22 protein-coding genes, 1 tRNA gene and 1 pseudogene are annotated in these 16126 nt (G+C 40.7%); 18 read left to right on the top strand and 6 right to left on the bottom strand.

What is annotated here, in order from left to right; translation table 11 throughout:
- Positions 1 to 172: pseudogene (locus UH38_RS27800) on the bottom strand (photosystem II D2 protein (photosystem q(a) protein)); the annotation flags it as partial.
- 318 nt (positions 173 to 490) lie between these two features.
- Here UH38_RS27800 and UH38_RS24080 point away from each other — a divergent pair.
- Positions 491 to 766 carry a hypothetical protein gene (locus UH38_RS24080; protein ID WP_045057256.1) on the top strand — a complete coding sequence of 92 codons (276 nt, stop codon included), beginning with the start codon at positions 491 to 493 and terminating at the stop codon, positions 764 to 766.
- 11 nt (positions 767 to 777) lie between these two features.
- Positions 778 to 1458 (top strand): ABC transporter ATP-binding protein, encoded by a 681-nt coding sequence (locus UH38_RS24085; protein ID WP_045057257.1) that lies wholly within the window; start codon positions 778 to 780, stop codon positions 1456 to 1458.
- A 223-nt stretch (positions 1459 to 1681) separates the two neighbouring features.
- Here the strand turns inward: UH38_RS24085 and UH38_RS24090 are convergent, their stop codons facing one another.
- Positions 1682 to 2020, bottom strand: a complete 339-nt coding sequence (locus tag UH38_RS24090) for a hypothetical protein (RefSeq protein WP_045057258.1) — start codon at positions 2018 to 2020, stop codon at positions 1682 to 1684.
- A gap of 218 nt (positions 2021 to 2238) precedes the next feature.
- Between UH38_RS24090 and UH38_RS24095 the strand changes: the two genes are divergently transcribed.
- From UH38_RS24095 to UH38_RS24105, 3 genes are all read left to right on the top strand, one after another.
- A complete protein-coding gene (locus UH38_RS24095) occupies positions 2239 to 2787 on the top strand; it encodes an NYN domain-containing protein (RefSeq protein WP_045057259.1) in 549 nt (182 codons plus the stop codon).
- Positions 2788 to 2884: 97 nt separating this feature from the next.
- Positions 2885 to 2956 (top strand) — tRNA-Asn (locus tag UH38_RS24100).
- Between the two features lie 122 nt (positions 2957 to 3078).
- Positions 3079 to 4245: a tyrosine-type recombinase/integrase gene (locus tag UH38_RS24105; RefSeq protein ID WP_052672565.1), complete on the top strand. Its 1167-nt coding sequence runs from the start codon at positions 3079 to 3081 to the stop codon at positions 4243 to 4245.
- Between the two features lie 242 nt (positions 4246 to 4487).
- On the opposite strand, the gene UH38_RS24110 is transcribed toward UH38_RS24105, so the two are convergent.
- The gene (locus UH38_RS24110) at positions 4488 to 4889 is read right to left on the bottom strand and encodes a hypothetical protein (protein ID WP_045057260.1); all 402 of its coding nucleotides are present in this window, start codon (positions 4887 to 4889) and stop codon (positions 4488 to 4490) included.
- Between the two features lie 64 nt (positions 4890 to 4953).
- Positions 4954 to 5247 carry an HNH endonuclease gene (locus UH38_RS24115; RefSeq protein WP_045057261.1) on the bottom strand — a complete coding sequence of 98 codons (294 nt, stop codon included), beginning with the start codon at positions 5245 to 5247 and terminating at the stop codon, positions 4954 to 4956.
- Between the two features lie 126 nt (positions 5248 to 5373).
- Between UH38_RS24115 and UH38_RS24120 the strand changes: the two genes are divergently transcribed.
- From UH38_RS24120 to UH38_RS25150, 12 genes are all read left to right on the top strand, one after another.
- Positions 5374 to 6063, top strand: a complete 690-nt coding sequence (locus UH38_RS24120) for a hypothetical protein (RefSeq protein ID WP_045057262.1) — start codon at positions 5374 to 5376, stop codon at positions 6061 to 6063.
- A gap of 11 nt (positions 6064 to 6074) precedes the next feature.
- Positions 6075 to 6635, top strand: a complete 561-nt coding sequence (locus tag UH38_RS24125) for a hypothetical protein (protein WP_045057263.1) — start codon at positions 6075 to 6077, stop codon at positions 6633 to 6635.
- Positions 6636 to 6813: 178 nt separating this feature from the next.
- Positions 6814 to 8742, top strand: coding sequence for a hypothetical protein (locus tag UH38_RS24135; protein ID WP_045057265.1), 1929 nt, complete (start codon positions 6814 to 6816; stop codon positions 8740 to 8742).
- Positions 8743 to 9642, top strand: coding sequence for a hypothetical protein (locus tag UH38_RS24140; protein WP_045057266.1), 900 nt, complete (start codon positions 8743 to 8745; stop codon positions 9640 to 9642).
- The gene (locus tag UH38_RS24145) at positions 9643 to 10350 is read left to right on the top strand and encodes a hypothetical protein (protein WP_045057267.1); all 708 of its coding nucleotides are present in this window, start codon (positions 9643 to 9645) and stop codon (positions 10348 to 10350) included.
- A 158-nt stretch (positions 10351 to 10508) separates the two neighbouring features.
- Positions 10509 to 11051, top strand: coding sequence for a hypothetical protein (locus tag UH38_RS24150; RefSeq protein WP_045057268.1), 543 nt, complete (start codon positions 10509 to 10511; stop codon positions 11049 to 11051).
- A 48-nt stretch (positions 11052 to 11099) separates the two neighbouring features.
- Entirely contained in the window at positions 11100 to 11447 is a 348-nt protein-coding gene (locus UH38_RS24155) for a hypothetical protein (RefSeq protein WP_045057269.1), read from the top strand.
- A gap of 4 nt (positions 11448 to 11451) precedes the next feature.
- Positions 11452 to 11961 (top strand): hypothetical protein, encoded by a 510-nt coding sequence (locus tag UH38_RS24160; RefSeq protein ID WP_045057270.1) that lies wholly within the window; start codon positions 11452 to 11454, stop codon positions 11959 to 11961.
- The gene (locus tag UH38_RS24165) at positions 11961 to 13802 is read left to right on the top strand and encodes a hypothetical protein (RefSeq protein ID WP_045057271.1); all 1842 of its coding nucleotides are present in this window, start codon (positions 11961 to 11963) and stop codon (positions 13800 to 13802) included. Before UH38_RS24160 ends, UH38_RS24165 begins: the two co-directional genes overlap by 1 nt.
- 20 nt (positions 13803 to 13822) lie before the next feature.
- Positions 13823 to 14143 (top strand): hypothetical protein, encoded by a 321-nt coding sequence (locus UH38_RS24170; protein ID WP_045057272.1) that lies wholly within the window; start codon positions 13823 to 13825, stop codon positions 14141 to 14143.
- Positions 14136 to 14309 carry a hypothetical protein gene (locus UH38_RS26970; protein WP_160296021.1) on the top strand — a complete coding sequence of 58 codons (174 nt, stop codon included), beginning with the start codon at positions 14136 to 14138 and terminating at the stop codon, positions 14307 to 14309. The genes UH38_RS24170 and UH38_RS26970 overlap by 8 nt, the downstream gene beginning before the upstream one ends.
- Complete coding sequence (locus UH38_RS25150; RefSeq protein WP_052672566.1) at positions 14310 to 15017, top strand: D-Ala-D-Ala carboxypeptidase family metallohydrolase; 708 nt, start codon at positions 14310 to 14312, stop codon at positions 15015 to 15017.
- 74 nt (positions 15018 to 15091) lie between these two features.
- Here the strand turns inward: UH38_RS25150 and UH38_RS24180 are convergent, their stop codons facing one another.
- Complete coding sequence (locus tag UH38_RS24180) at positions 15092 to 15343, bottom strand: hypothetical protein (RefSeq protein ID WP_144405771.1); 252 nt, start codon at positions 15341 to 15343, stop codon at positions 15092 to 15094.
- Positions 15344 to 15363: 20 nt separating this feature from the next.
- On the opposite strand from UH38_RS24180, the gene UH38_RS24185 reads away from it, so the two are divergent.
- Positions 15364 to 15609 (top strand): hypothetical protein, encoded by a 246-nt coding sequence (locus UH38_RS24185; RefSeq protein WP_045057274.1) that lies wholly within the window; start codon positions 15364 to 15366, stop codon positions 15607 to 15609.
- Between the two features lie 8 nt (positions 15610 to 15617).
- On the opposite strand, the gene UH38_RS24190 is transcribed toward UH38_RS24185, so the two are convergent.
- Positions 15618 to 16010: a 3'-5' exonuclease gene (locus UH38_RS24190; protein WP_045057275.1), complete on the bottom strand. Its 393-nt coding sequence runs from the start codon at positions 16008 to 16010 to the stop codon at positions 15618 to 15620.
- Positions 16011 to 16126: the final 116 nt, after the last annotated feature.

Raw genomic sequence — 16126 nt, forward strand, 5'->3', positions numbered from 1 at the left:
TTGTCCCTGTGAGCCATCCGCCCAAGGCTAGGTATGCGCAGGGAAATAGCAATATGCCGCTCCAGCCTACGAATACGAATCTGTCGCGCTTTAGCCAGTCGTCTACGGTATCAAATATGCCGCGACTTGGTGCGCTGCCAACTGCAATTGTCATTACAGTAAAACTCCATATTTTATAAGTACGATAAGTAAAGGCTGTAACAGGTATTTCTACCGATACAAACGATCGCTCAGTTGACAAGCTGAGTTTACGATTCTTTACTTATTCCTAATCTATTTGTACAACTAACTGCCAATTTATGACAAGGTAATTGAGAAAATTTAATCTTTAAGTCAGTCAAAAGGTGCAGAAAAATCACTCTGCATCTATCTAAATGCTAAATTTTAGGCAGACACATAATAAATAATTAGCAAAAGCAGCACTTTTGCTCATCTCATGCACGCGGACGCTAGAATTAGTCCTACATAGTGCTAACTGCTGAAATCTCTAATGATTACAATTGACTTGACATTAAAAAATACTGCCTTTCCAGTGTCCGTACAACGCAAATCAGCCGAAGAAGCCGAGAGCGTATATACTCAGATTTTGGAAGCAATGCGTTCGGGGCAGCCAGAAATCCTAGAATTGACGTGCGATCGCCAAGGTGAAAAAAGAGTTGCTGTGCGATCGAGTGAAATTTTGGGCATCCAAATGGCACAAAAAGATAGTTCGGCTGCAGGTGGAGGTAGACCTCCAGGCTTTTTTGCCATGTCAGAATCTACATAATTAAGGGACAAATGACGGAAATTGCCGTTGAAGTTAGCGATTTAAACTTTAGCTGGGAAACAGGCGCTAGAGTTTTAGACTCTTGCTGTTTGAGTGTACCTAAAGGCGAATTTTGGATGCTGCTAGGTACAAACGGCAGCGGCAAATCTACACTGCTGAAGTTGCTAGCAGGTTTGCTGACTCCAAAATCTGGCAAGGTGCAGATTTTGCATCCAGTGGGTTTTGTTTTCCAAAATCCCGACCATCAGTTAGTCATGCCCACTGTAGGAGCAGATGTAGCTTTTGGACTGGTAGAAGAAAAACTACCCATATCCCAAGTCCGCCAGCGTGTAGAAGATGCTTTAAGCGCTGTTAATCTGTTAGAACTGCAAAGAAGACCAATTTATGCCTTAAGTGGCGGACAGAAGCAGCGAGTTGCCATTGCTGGAGCGATCGCCCGTCAGTGTGAAGTTTTGCTACTAGACGAACCTACAGCGTTACTCGATCCAGACAGCCAGCTAGAATTAGTCGCTCAAGTCCGGAATTTGGTCAAAAGTCGGGGTTTAACAGCTTTGTGGGTTACTCACCGTTTAGACGAGTTGAACTACTGCGACGGCGCTTTTTTACTAGAGCAAGGAGCTTTAGTAGATAGAGGCGATCCAGAGCGGCTCAAGCAACGTTTGATGCAAGTAGAATCATCTGCTGCGGAGTAAGCAAAATAGGAAATTGCCTTAACCTTTTCCTTCGCGATCGCAAATTAAAACAACCCATAAATTTATGGGTTGTTTTTTGCCTGCATTTACTCTTCTTGAGCAGAAGCAAGCCGCAAAGCGGCTATTCGCGCATTCGCGCATTAATACCTCACGCCTAAAGGCGGGGCTTGAAACCCAAATGAATTATTAATTTTGTCCAGAATTACGAATTACGAATTACGAATTACGAATTATTTTGGTCGCTATCGGTTTGGGTTTCGTCTGGAGACGACGTTGTAACTGCTGGAGGCGGCTTAGGTTTAGATGGCTTAGGACCGCGCATCAAAGCTAAATTCACGGGCGCTGCAGGCTCATCTTCTTTTTTAGCGCCTTTGCCTTTCCTACCTTTGCTATTTTCTTTTCCTGCCACTGGTGGAATTACTTTACGTTTTTCCGGTAAAGGAGTAGAGGATGACGTAGCATTCTCTTCTCCAGCACTAGGTTGTTGAGATTCCGGTGCTTCTTTTGCGTCACTAGGTTCGGCAATCTGACGCTCGGATTTTTTAATAGGACGTTCCACCATAAATTACGCACGCTTGTTTACTTTTATTTTGCCACTGCAAATGCAGAGATCGAGAAGCTGACAGCTAAGAAGGGCGAAGCTTGCCTTTTGTTAGCTAAAAAGCTTGTTAGGGATAGAGTTAATTCTACCTCTAGCTACAGAATGTTAGAAGCGATACTCCGATTACAATTACAATTGTGAATAAATAGTTTTAATCGCCACCACATTGAGTACATATCATGCCCCGTTTCTTACCCGAAGCCGTTTTGCTAGTAGACGGTTATAACGCGATCGGTAGTTGGTCGGATCTAAAGAAAACACGCGACTGTGTTGGATTAGAAGCGGCTCGCTGGGAGTTAGTAGAAGCTCTGGTAAATTACAGCGCTTTGCAAAATTATGCAACGCAAGTGGTTTTTGATGCTCAGTACCAAAATAGTTGTAGCCATCAGGAAGTTATTAGCGAACACTTATCAGTGCATTTTACCGACTTCGGGCAAACAGCAGATACGTACATTGAAAAGTCATGTGCATCGCTGCGTCCTTATATGCGCCAATCTCACCTGTGTCGGCTGATAGTTGCTACGTCCGATCGCGTACAGCAGCTTGTAGTAGTAGGATACGGGGCAGAATGGATGTCAGCCCAGCAATTAAATTATGAAGTGGAAGCGACGCTGAAAAAATCGCGTTACAAGCACAAGCAACGCAAACAATCTTCTAGTCGTTTCTTGGCAAATTCTATTGATGCTAAAGCTAGACAAAAGTTAGCTCAAATGCGAATGGGTTTGTAATAGCAGTAGTTTTGCTGGCTTATTTAGCAATTTTCCAAAAATTTTCGCAAACCTCTTGCAAAAAGCGATCGTTTGCAGTTAATATAGATATTCGCAGTCCTCAGTAGCTCAGCGGTAGAGCGATCGGCTGTTAACCGATTGGTCGCAAGTTCGAATCTTGCCTGGGGAGTCACTAGAAACCTTGCATAGCAGGACTTCTAGTATAAAATCTATAGCTTTAGTGGTACGTGACCGCTCGGCAAACTGGTATCGTAGTGGTATCAGCAGTAAACAGAGCGATCGCACTTGTCAATGGCACAAGCACTAGAGCAATTTTCAGGTAAAGAATTTGTAGGCAGAATCAAGATAGAACGATTTAGAGATTCGCTAAGGCTACGTTGGAGTCACCAGAGCAAACGCTACTCTTTGACGATTGGTAAAGATTCTAGGGACACGCTCAAAATAGCTAGAGCTAAAGCCCAGGCGATTGATAGCGATATCACTTTCAATAGATTTGATGACTCTTTAGTTAAGTATGGCAAATGCAGCGGTGCAATTCTGCAACTGGTATCAGTGGTATCAGAAAACCAAATCGAGCTAAGGGAATTATGGGATAAATTTTTAGCTGATAAAGTGCCTCATCTCAAAGCCAAAACTCAGCAGGAGTATCGCAGCTTCACCAAGATTCTCGACAAGCTTGGAGCAATGCTAACCTTCGATGCGCTGGAAACAAAGCGATCGCTATTGGCAATAACAACAGCCGACCAAGCTAGGCGAACACTACTTTATTTATCTGCCTGCTGCAAATGGGGAATCAAGCATAAGCTAATTAAAGATAATCCCTATGATGGGCTAGCTAACGAGATGCCCAAACGCAGGGCAGTTTCTAAGCACAAAGCAAACGCATTTACAGAAGAGGAGCGGGACGCTGTAATTAATGCTTTTAGAAGAGATGTCCGCTCTGGCACAAATTACAATCACTACGCGCCAATTGTCGAATTTTGGTTTTTGACGGGCTGTAGACCTAGCGAGGCTGTAGGACTGACCTGGGACAAAATATCGAAGGATTGTTCTAGCGTCACTTTCAACGGTTCTGTGCAATTAATTGACGGTCGGCACGTTTGGTCTAGCGGCTCCAAAAACAACAAAACCCGCATCATTGCGACTAGCCCCAGATTGCAAGCCCTGCTTCAATCGATAAAACACGCAGACATAAAACCTGGCGCTTTAGTTTTCCCATCGCCTACAGGCAAGCCGATCAACTATGATAATTTTACTCGTCGGGCATGGAACGCTGTAGTTGACCCAATCAAACCTGGGACAACGCCATACAATTGCCGTGATACCTTTATTACCAATCAATTACTAAAAGGTATTGCGTCAGCAGTAATTGCTAAATGGTGCGATACTTCCACCGTTGTAATTGACAAGGATTACGCTGATATAATCAAACTTAGCCAGCTAAGACCGCGAGACTAACCAATCCTGACAACTATCACTTGCTCTCTCCCTATACAGGGAGTTTTTTATGCATGATTATTCCGAGATGAATTATTTTAGGAACTACTTAAAAGCAATTAACATCAATCCGAAAATTCAGCTTAAATGCACAGAGAATTAAAAATCCAGAGTCAATACGCTAAAAAGTTGCTGTTCAAGCGCAAACCTCTTAAGCCGCCACTAACTTACACTTGGTGGCGGCGCTATACACCTTCTAGCCACTAAAAATCGCTACTCTCAACTTCTAACTCTTCCTCTATCTCGCCATCAACCACACCGCTATCCTCTTCCTTTATCTCAGGCAAAAGGTTGGTAAATTGGGGCATATTTCCCGTGTCTGGCTTGATGCCTTGCGCTCTTAGAAATTCGGCGGTAGCGTTCCATTGGTCAGTGGCATTTTTAATTTTGCGCTCTAATTCTGCAAGTTCACGCCGTCCTCTATACATAGTCTGGTAAAGCTCCTCGGCATTAGTCCCGCCGTTCTGCTTAACTTTCTCTCGCAACTGCTCAATTACTTGCTCAACGGATTCACCTTCACTAAGTTGAGCAGTGAATCCAATCTTTTCATTGCTGTAATTCCCTAAATTTAGAAGCGCCGAGTAGTGAACTGTTTTAATCTGCATATTTGTATGTATCGACAATCAAAGATACGATCGCTTAATTAGTTGATTAAATCAAGTCCTCAATTCACCACAAAGATAGTTGCCCTAAAGATACATTGCCTCGACTGCCTCTATGAATTGATAAGTGACAAGGAGCGCATAGGGCAATTAGGTTTTCAATCCTATTGTCTTCTGGAGTGAAGTTAGCGTGATGTACTGTTAGAGTTTGCAGCGCGCGCTCAGACCTATTTAATCCTCTCCCTTCACCTGGTCGCAAGCATTGTTTATGACATTTAGAACAGCGCCACAAAGTAGCTTCTTTAACAGCTTTTGCTATATCTTCCCAGTCAGCAGGATAGCGGGCGCGATGTATCGGCATTACTTTAATTTAAAAGTTCCGTCTTGGCTGATTATTGGCTGTTTGAGGCGATCGCCATTTTACCAAATAGAGGTTAATATTGCTTTAGTTTGTTTGTACTATTACAAAGCTTAAGTGTAATTGTCTATGCCAATTAGCAATATTAGTAGAGTTAAAACTATTACCTTAAAGATAAATGCTGATAGCAATAATATTCAAGTTGTATATAGTAACAATAATTTAGCTGTTGGCGGCGAGCTAATACCAAATCACAAAATAATTAGCTTTAATTGTTTTGTGAAAAACTTGCGTGTATTTGCTAATGTACCTACTTTAGAAGAAGCGCCATTGCCAGATTATCAACTAACAGATACAGCAACAGCTAAACTGGTCAAAACAATAGATATTGAATGGAAGAGTCCTAGAAAGCAGCTTAATTTATATATTACTAACGCTATTAACCCTACCAATAACGATTGGTTGCAAGTAGGTAGCCTTAGTTTAATTAATCCCTATGGTTATCCATTTAGGGTGTATAACATATTAGATTTGTTTACCGATAACCTAGCCTTAGAGTTAGGGGAGAATGGAAAGATAGGAATAAATGTGCAGGATGTAGGGTATGGATTAATTACTGATAACGATAGAGTGGTTGTACATGGTTCCTATGTTGAAGAAGTATTTGTAGAAACACCGCAAGCACCTAATGTATTTAACATTAATCTTTCAGGCAATACTGCTGGCAGCAATACCAATACACCTAATGAACCTACAGTACCTAACTACTCTGTAGGTAATAGCAGTTTAATAGACAATGCATTCTTACTAGCCAACTAATTGAGGTAAATATGACTTACAACTTGCAAGGATACAAAATACAAACATTTACTGACATTAACGACAAGCCTATAGAACCTACAGCTAATAAAGCAGGTAATGGAGCGCATTTAATTCAGCAATTCAACTATTTAATAGACAGTACAGAATTAGTATTAAATGGTTTGCAACAATATTGTGATGATTTAGCATCTGCAATTACATCTAATACCACACCTGCACCTGCACCTATACCTAAATGGATAACTGTTAATAACGAATACACTACTAAACATGGAGATAGAATACTCTATACTATTAACCCTACATTGTACCCAGCTACTAGCATAAATTTAAAGTTATATGCTTCTCCTCAAATAGGGGACGTTGTAGAAATTATGAAGGTTACTACCGATTATCAAGTTAACCTAGACAACTATTTAGGAAGGTTTAACTTTAATAGCTACTATAGTTCAGTGTATATCCCTAAAACTACAAAAGATATAGTTGGGTTGATTTATTGTGGAGATGATAATGGGGGTTGGGTTCCAACTAAACAAGGTGTATTCGCTACTACACAATCATCAAGTTAATGCTACACAATCCCTTTGATTCAAATAATCAGTATGAGAACGATCTAGAAGACTTTAAACTACCTTACAAGTTACAGAGTAAAACAGATATCGAAGTGATGCAACGTAGGTATCAAGAGCTAGTTAAATCAACGCATAAGTACATAGTACGTTTGGGCATAATGTATCAGGTGAGGTAATGGTAAGAATTAGGAAACTAAAGAAAGAACCAGGGGTAAATATTACCTTCGATTTAGAAGAACCAGAAGGATTGCCTTGGAATGAAGCACCGGAGGGTTTAACACCTATAGGTGACACTGGTTTATACGCAACACCTAGCGAGCCAGCAGATCCTAGAGATTGCGATCGCTACCCCGACAGTATCTATTGCGGTAATCCTTTCACACCCAGCTTTGCATCAATTGAGCCAAGCTTCATTTTAGATAAGTGCAATGTAGGCGTTCAGTTTGATGGCGCGTTTGGATTTATAAAAGTACCACCAGTAGCAATAGTATGGCGATTACCAGAATGTAGAAATCCACCACCATCCAAACCTATACCTATACCGCCTGGTACAGATAGTCCCGTTCCATTTCCCCCGCATAATTGCCAAGATACATCGACATCAATAATTGTAATTTACAAAGCATTCCAAGCAGATATAGAAGAATGGAATAATAGATACCCTAATAGCATTAGTGGAGTAAATATAGGTAGACACTATGCCCGTAGTGTAATTACTAGAAGCGTAACAAATATAGAATTTCCCTATACAGGCACTATTGGGCAATATAGAGATGCTAACGGGATTTTAAGAACAACATATTCAGCACGAGTTGACTTTACAACTACATTTAATTTTACTTATAACCAAAATTGGGCGGATGCATTTAGAGGCGGGGATATATCCCAGCAAGGGGAAGTAACTATTAATAACTACTTTTTAATGCCAAATACTGCCTATAGAGAAAGTGATAACCAAACTAGAGGTGAGATATATCAAACTAGCATTATTCAATTTAAAAATGAATTAGAAAACTATAGAAATACATCAACTGCACAACCACATACAGATATGCATGGTGTACCTGATGGAACTATGCAAGAGACTGTCGTGTATGGGGTAGCAGTTAAATGCGGAAGAACTAGCAATAATAACAATCCGCCACCACCAAGAAAAGTATCACCACCACCTAAACATTGCTGTATGACGTGTTGCCCTACCAATAATAACAATGACGAGCTAATTAGATTATTGATAGCAAAAATAGATAAATTATCAAATACTGTAGGTGTTGATGAATATCCTGCATCCTTACCTGCTTCTTTAATTAGTAAAGACGAAGGATTTTTAGGCAATTTGATTCCTAATCAAAATAAAGAAATACCAAACCTAACTCAGTTTTTAGCTTGGTATGTGGAGCGCTTCGACGAAGTGCTAGGGCAATGGGAGATACCAATCGAGATTAAAGATAGCGATCCATCCAAACCAGGCGACCAACCGCTGGGAGTGAAGCTGCCCAACATGGCAGAGGCGATCGGCGAAATGTTCACGCTGGCATTCCAAACTAACCTCAACACCGAGACGCTATTAAACTTTGCTGTAAGAAGCGCGGCAGAAGGCATCACCGACAAGCAGCAAAACTTCATCACCTACAAGCTATTGCAATCGCTCACCGAATGGGCGGGCTACAAACAGAAAGACATCAAAGTAAAGATGCCTCTACTGTTTACGCTGGGGAAAACACGCTATGACGAAATCCTCAAGGAGAGCGAGATTGATGTAGCAGTAACAGATTTTGATGAAAAATTTGGGTTAGAAGCTGACTTAATTCGCTTTAGGGAAGCTGCCTCGATCCTAGCTGCTAACTACAAACGCAAGGTAAACCCCAACGGCGATATAAAAGCGCAGATTCTCAAACACTTGTTAGATGCCTACAGCGCAGTTAACAAAGTTAACAAGGACGAAGACGATAACGATTGGGATGATTTTGTTAAGCAAGTCGAGGAAGGATTTAAGAACGTACCAGGCGTTACGAACCCTGATAAACCTTACGGTAGAGACTACAGCCAACGCCCCAAGATCCGCGACTTAACCAAGCTCGATCCGCCTACGGAGCAACCCTAAATGGTTAGCCTAAACTTAACCCAATTGGCATCAAGGCAAATAAGGCAAGCGGCGGTAGGTAACAGCGGTGTAAGAAGAATAGCAATTAGTGCTACTAATACTCAAAATAAAGAAGATGGAGGGATACTAAGCGTATATAACGCGGTTGAGAAATTTGGGCGTTCGTTAATGTCGTTCGCCTTTGCAAGGATCAAAGATTTTCTTAGTCTTGACTGGGGCAAGCTATTTCAGCAGATATCAGGCGGCGTTATGTATCTGCTTAACTTCAACATCAACATCAGCGATACGGAAATAGACGAAAAGATTAAGCAAGCAGAAATAGCACTCGCAGGCGCAAAGGGTAGTTTGGCAGGTCAATCACTTGGGTTTGCTATTTGCGGTGTTGTCCCAGCAGCAACAGTAGCCGTATTTAACGAGCCATTAGGCTTATACATGATGAAAGAACTAGGTGAGGAAGCCGCCGATGAAATAGCAGGAAGTTTAGCCACTTTAGTTAGTTTGCAAATCCAACAATCTGCACGAAAAACTATGTTTCAGTTATTCAAAAACAATAGAGCCTTGTGTAGAACAGCGGCTTTAGGTGTTGCTAACTTGTTAGTTAAAGTTGGATATTTAACCCAAGAATCGGTAGACAAAGCAAACAAGGATAGAAATAAACCCTGGTCGATAGCGTCGGCACATGAGGAAAGCATAGACTCAATTCAAGATCCAGAAGACAAAGCTTATGCAGAAAATTTCTGGGATGAGTTCGGCGAAGCGTGTATAGAAGCTGGGTACATAGTAGCTAACAGCGCAGATAGCTACTTTGCTATGCAGAAGATGGCAAACCAAGCGCAATTTGGTAGTGAGAAGGTAATTGAGATCCAACCTATTAGAAATGCAGATGACGAGGACGAATAAATGAGCGATCGTATATTACTAAAGGGTAATAGCAAGTTACTTAAGCCAATAATAACTCAATTAATGGCTACACATCAGCTATTAGAAAACTTGGATATAGAAGCTACTGGGGGTGGTAGAGATAGTGAAATGTTACCAGGTAGAAGGTATCACCCACATATCAAATTATATTTCAAACAAGACAGTGATTTTAATCCTCGCGTAGAACAACCAAAAGGCAGAGGTCAAAATAGAAAAAGAGGTACATTAACTTTTAGGATAATGAATGAAACTACAGAAACTATTAGTAAAGGAGAACTAACTAATATTGCTAATAGAATAAAGAGTATTTTTGGGGATAATGGGGGATATGTATGGGTTAAGGGTAAAGAGCTATATTGTTATGCTGATTGGGATAAAGGGTATCAATTGCAAATACTAGCTAAAACAAAGAACCAAGCAGCAGACTTAGTAACTAAGGTACTATCGCTACAAAATCATAGCCCTGTGTGGAAATACTTTACACGAACTGAAAACTCAGTAGAATTAGAAGCTTATCCAGAGACACCCCAAACACAAATGATACTAGGTGAGCAAGTTACACTAGCGAAAGTAAGACCATTAGTAGATGTACGATTTATTTATGCAGAAGCAACCATACATAAGCTAGTCCCGCCAGTTATCTTATATGACAGAAGGGGTAAAAAGCCAAAAGCGTTAGTTTCTTAAATCGAACGTCAGCGTACAAAATATTGACCAACGGTTTAACCCTTGGTCAATATTTATTCTAACAAACGAGGCAAAAACCTTGACACTAAAGGGTTTCAATTGTTAGATTGCTGTTGTTTCAATTACACGCATTTGATACTGAAAAGTGTATATAGTTTATGCCAGATTATAAAACTACTTACCCTATGGTTTTAAACGGGGTATTTATCGGACTGGTTAGTTTAAGAAGCGATCAGATAGATTATTTTGGAATACCAGACGCAACACCAGCAGAATTAGCCTTTGTTAAATATACTGGTAGCATAAAAGCGCATACGAGAAAAGTACGTAGTAAAAGACTTGAAGCTAATAGCCCAATTATTGAAGTTACAGTAGATAGAAAAACAGGTGTTGGTAGAGAAAGAGGAAAAATAGCCAAAGGTAGAGGCGGAAAACCTTTTAAAATTCCGACAGAATTAGTAAATACACCTGCGCCTCAACCTAGCACAACTGGCACACCACGACCAGCAAGAAGTACGCCAGTTTACACGACTATTAGGTTCCCTGGCGATGCATCTATAGCCGAAATATCAGCATGGTTACACGCTAAATTACTAACTAAAAAGCCTAAATCATTTCAATCACCATCAGGTAAAACTTATTCTGTATCACCATTAGCTGTTGGTTCTGTAGTATCAGGCGACGAAGATACTACTCCATAAAGCTAATTTAGATACTGTAAAAACATAATTAATTAAGAAGGAACAAAGATGGCAGCAGTAACAGATTTAACTTGGCAGCAACTAGCCGACAAATTGCCAGCAGGAGCCATAACAGTAGCTAGCGGGGCAGTAACTATTAATGCAGGCTTAATCAATGGCTCAAATATTGATGCATTAACTGATAGCGGTGTTGTAAAGTTTTTTTCTCTGCTATTTACAGCAGCTAATAAAGCTCAGGCAGATGCAAATGTAGACCAAGTAGACGGCGAAAGATTAACCGCATTTAGTCCGGCAACGATAGGTGCTAATGCTAATGGTTACATAACTTTAACTAGACCATTTGTCTGTAGATCTGAGCTAGCTACTGCTACCAACATCATCGGCACAAACGCTTAATTAAATGCCATCTTGGGATTTAACTACTAGGGAAAATTGGGAGCTACTTACAAGTGAAAGACGCTCGGTTGTATATAAAAACAACACTACACCAAGCGATCTTAACTACAAATACACTCCTATTCCTCCTATATATGTAACAGCTACAACGCACACTTTATTAGTGGGTATTGTTAGTAATAGTGCTAGAGTGCATTGGTTTTTAGGTGCTAGAGTCTCGCAATACTTGTATGTATCTCCTAGTAGTGCAATGGGTTTAATCTCAGGAGTACAGGCAGCAGATTCTAAGAGAGCAGGATTAAGTAGGCTGACTTTAATAGAGTTTAAAAACTACAACGTTATACCTTACGTAGTAGAAGTGGCTGTTCCTTACTGGTTGGAAGATGTGTATGTGGAGGTTTGGCAGTATAACGGACAAGTACTAACAGGAGAACAGCCAAACTTATCAGAATTGTTAGATAGGTTAGAAGTAATGGCTCAACAATTAGCAAGCCTCGAACAACACGGTATTTGATGGAATGGCAAGCAGTCGGGAATATTACTACTACTAAAGACTACGCTTTTACACCTATAATTACAGGTACTTTATTTAAGCTTAAACACACTAGCGCGGTAGCTAATAAAAGCGACCTCAAGATAATAATTAGACAAGCCTTTGAAAACGATGGGCAACTAGCATTATTTGATTACAAGCTAATTAACTGCAAAGTAGAACAAGATATCTTGTTGTTTAGTCTGCCCAAAGGATTGCCAAGCAGAAAACTAGCAATAAAACGAGTAGATAATCTATCGGATAGTTGGAGCATTGAGATTGAATCTTTAGAAATTATAGAGGATGGCGTTGATATGCCAATTACTTTAAGCGATTTGCTCGAACTGCAACAGCAGATAAATTCTATTCAGGACGCGCTTACTCTTAAAGCTTTAGATATCGATCTAGACAACCACGTATTAAATACTAATAATCCGCACAGCGTAACTGCAGGGCAAATAGGAGCAGATCCGGCAGGCAGCGCTATAGCTAGCGTAATAGTACACGAAGGCAGCGCTAATCACCCCGTAGCCACTTCTAGTCACAAAGGGATGATTAGCGCTGCTGATAAATTCAAGTTGGACGGGATAGAAAACAATGCAACGTTTAATGCCTCTGACAATTACTTAGTAAATAGAAGTAATCACACAGGTTTGCAAGCGATATCTTCAATTGTCAGCTTACAGGATACTTTAGATGCTAAACAAAACAGTATCGACGTACTGCCGATTAATAAGGGTGGGACAGGCAGTAACACTCAAAACTTTGTTGACTTAACCAACAATCAAACTATAGGAGGAATCAAAACTTTTAGCTCGACACCTGCGATCGCCGGAGCCACAGCAACAGCAGCGGGCTATATGGTAGCAGCGGATAAAACAAAACTTGATGCGGTTTCTCCTGGTGCAACTGTCAACCAAACAGACACATATTTACTAAGCCGAGCTAATCACACAGGCACTCAATCAATAGCAACGATTGCTAACTTGCAAAGTAGCTTAGATGGTAGAGAGCCTACTATTACCATATTGCCCATAGCTAAAGGTGGTACAAATAGTAGCACTCAAAACTTTGTAGATCTGACTAATAACCAAACTATAGGAGGGATTAAATCTTTTTCCTCTTCCCCAATTATCCCTAACGCCAGCATAGCTAATCAATCCGCAGCATTTGGACAAATTACGGCGGCGCAAGTAGGAAATACAATTGCTCAGTGGAATGCTAGTCAGTTGAGGGGGGTAAATCTAAGCACTACAGCGCCCACTTCTGGGCAATTTCTTCTATACAGCGCAACTAACAGCAGGTGGGAAGGGCAAGGATTTAGCGATACTTTGCACGGTAGTAGGGCAGGAGGTAACCTACATGCTGCTACTACTGCTGCTAACGGATTTATGCTTGCTGCTGATAAATCAAAGCTAGATGCGATCGCTACTGAGGCAACCGCTAATAGTTCAGATACTTACTTATTGAATAGAGTCAACCATATAGGTATTAGCAGTGTAAATAGTTGGATAGCTCCAACATTAGCAACAGGATGGAGTGCTTTTGGCGCACCTCATCCATCACCTTTTTATAGGAAGTTACCCGATGGCACAGTTGAGTTTAAAGGATTAATTAAAAAGTCTACAGCAGTAACAGCAAACGAGGCTCTATTTACTTTACCAGTAGGATTTAGACCAATAGAGAACAGAGTAATAACCACAACTTCAAATAGTGCGCTTGGAAGAATAGATATTGTTGCTACTACTGGAGCAGTAACCCTAGTAGTTGGTAATAATTCATGGGTAAGTTTAGAGGGAATTAGATTTGTAGCAGAGCAATAACTACTTAGTAACTATTAAATATGAATACGGTAGTAGTATGGGCAGGATTAATCGGGACTACTTTAGGAATAATTACTAGCGTTCTTGGATGCGTTGCTCTTTACCGTACTTCAGTAATTAAGGGATACGCCGCACAGCGAGATTACGAGCATTTAAAAAATTACTATAAATCGCTATCAGAGGCTTTCAAATTCCAAACAGAAACTTTTGAGCATGAATTTAGAGAAGTACGGAAAGATATAGATACTAGAAGCGATCGCATCGACCAAAATCAAATTGAAATCAAGGCATTATTACTTTCAAATTTGCGATTGCGTCCTTCTCTTAAGGAAGATGAATAACTTATTATCACGATTTAATACAGGCTCTTTTGTAATTTTGATTTTAGTTGGCGGCGTACTTTATTTAGCAATTGTAGATCGCTCTTTTAGAGTTACTTTTGGCGATCTGGCGAAAATTGGCATTGGGGGATATTTAGGACAGTTGATACCGAGAGAAGATAAATAAATGAACGCACTTTTGGGCATACATAAAACTCAAAAATTAGCGGATGCACCACCAGAAACAATTAAAGCCGTACAGATTCAATTAGCTAGAGTTAATCTTTTAGATGGAGCAGCCGATGGTATTGTTGGCAAACAAACACTAGCAGCATTTGCTAAGTTCAAACAGCTTGAGTATTTGGAACATCCTGAGCTATTGGGCAAATCGACAGCGATCGCGCTTCTGGAAGCTACTTATACTCGTACACCTCCTAAAGATGCTGACAGCCCAATAATAGCCGAACACAAAGCATTTCTCCCCAAAGTTGGCTGGGTATCGGCAAGCGATCGGGTAGTATCGGGCGGGCATTTTAGCTGGGGAGAGTTCACTAAGGAGCTTACGCGCGTACCTCAAAATACGCAAGTAGTGGACAACATTATTCGGCTGGCTAATTATTTAGAGGATGTGCGATCGCGCTTTGGCAAGGCATCAATTTTAATTAATTCAGGTTATCGACCGCCAGCCGTTAACCGCTCTGTTGGTGGAGCAACCAATTCACAACATCTTTACGGTGCGGCAGCGGATATTGTAGTTGGTGGATTTCGACCGCATGAAGTTTACCAACAACTTAATCAATGGCACGGGGATAAAGGAGGTTTGGGCAATAGTGCCAGTTTTACGCATATCGATTTACGAGGATACCGCGCCAGGTGGAATTATGGGAATGCATAATAGAAATGGCGATCGCTCTTTCCTTAGCTTTGAGATTTTGAATTCAAGGTTGCTTGTGTGGGAAGGTGCGATCGCTATAATTGAATCGCGATCGCTCTAGATCCATTATCTAATTCTTCTAAGCACCAATCACGGCAATCAGTAATGATTGCTTTTGGCATTTTCTCGGCTGTCTTAAAAGCCTCTTCTTCATTTACAAAAACCGCTACAATCTTTTGGTACAAAGTGCTATCTTCAAGCCTTCCCTCAACTAAATAGTATCGAGTCGGTCGGCGATTCATCCTGGGAAGCTCGTTGTCGTTCAATCTTCTATCATAAACACTCATACTTACTGTCCTATTTTGTTATGAGTTGGGCGATTGCACACACTGATAAACCAAATAGTTTCAATATGATCGATACCTTTGACGTGATGTGGATTATTCCTAATAGCTTAGAAGATATTGCGGATTTGCCAGAGGAAGCATCAGTTGATGAGTTGAAAAAAATTTGCCAACTTAAATCTATAAAAGCTATTATTTTCGATGCAGAGGGGATTTGCCAGGGCAGCATTACTGCTAGTGGGGATTATCAAGAATGGGCTATTTTATAGGCGATCGCTCATTCATCATTCTCTTCTTCGCCAGTATCATCTTCACCAGTGCCAGTGCCAATATCATCTTGGATAAAGCAAAGCGCTTCTTTGGCTCTTGTAAAAGCTACGTAGCACAAGTTATATTCTTGTTCTAATTCCCAATCTTGCTGACCGTTCCAACGCAGTGGTAATAAGTCAGGGCGTAGAATAAATACTCGCTTCTCTTCTAATCCTTTAGCGCGGTGTACTGTCGAGAGAATCACAGAGCTACGAGTATCGCTGAATAATTCCTCAATCTCTAAGCAGAAACTATTAATAGACGTGCTATTGAATGCCTGCCAACAAGCAGCAATTCCATCGCAGCGATCGCGTAATGACTCTATTTGAGATTGGCTATTTTTCTTTTGCTCTAATACCAATTTAATGTGAAGATAAACTTAATACAGCATCAGTAATAAACTCCCAACCTGTAAGCGAAGCAATCAATTCTGGAGTTAAGTCTTTGAGAATGTCAGACAATCTCCGTCGCAATTGT

It is taken from the genome of Aliterella atlantica CENA595 (assembly GCF_000952155.1).
Taxonomy (GTDB): Bacteria; Cyanobacteriota; Cyanobacteriia; order Cyanobacteriales; family Chroococcidiopsidaceae; genus Aliterella; species Aliterella atlantica.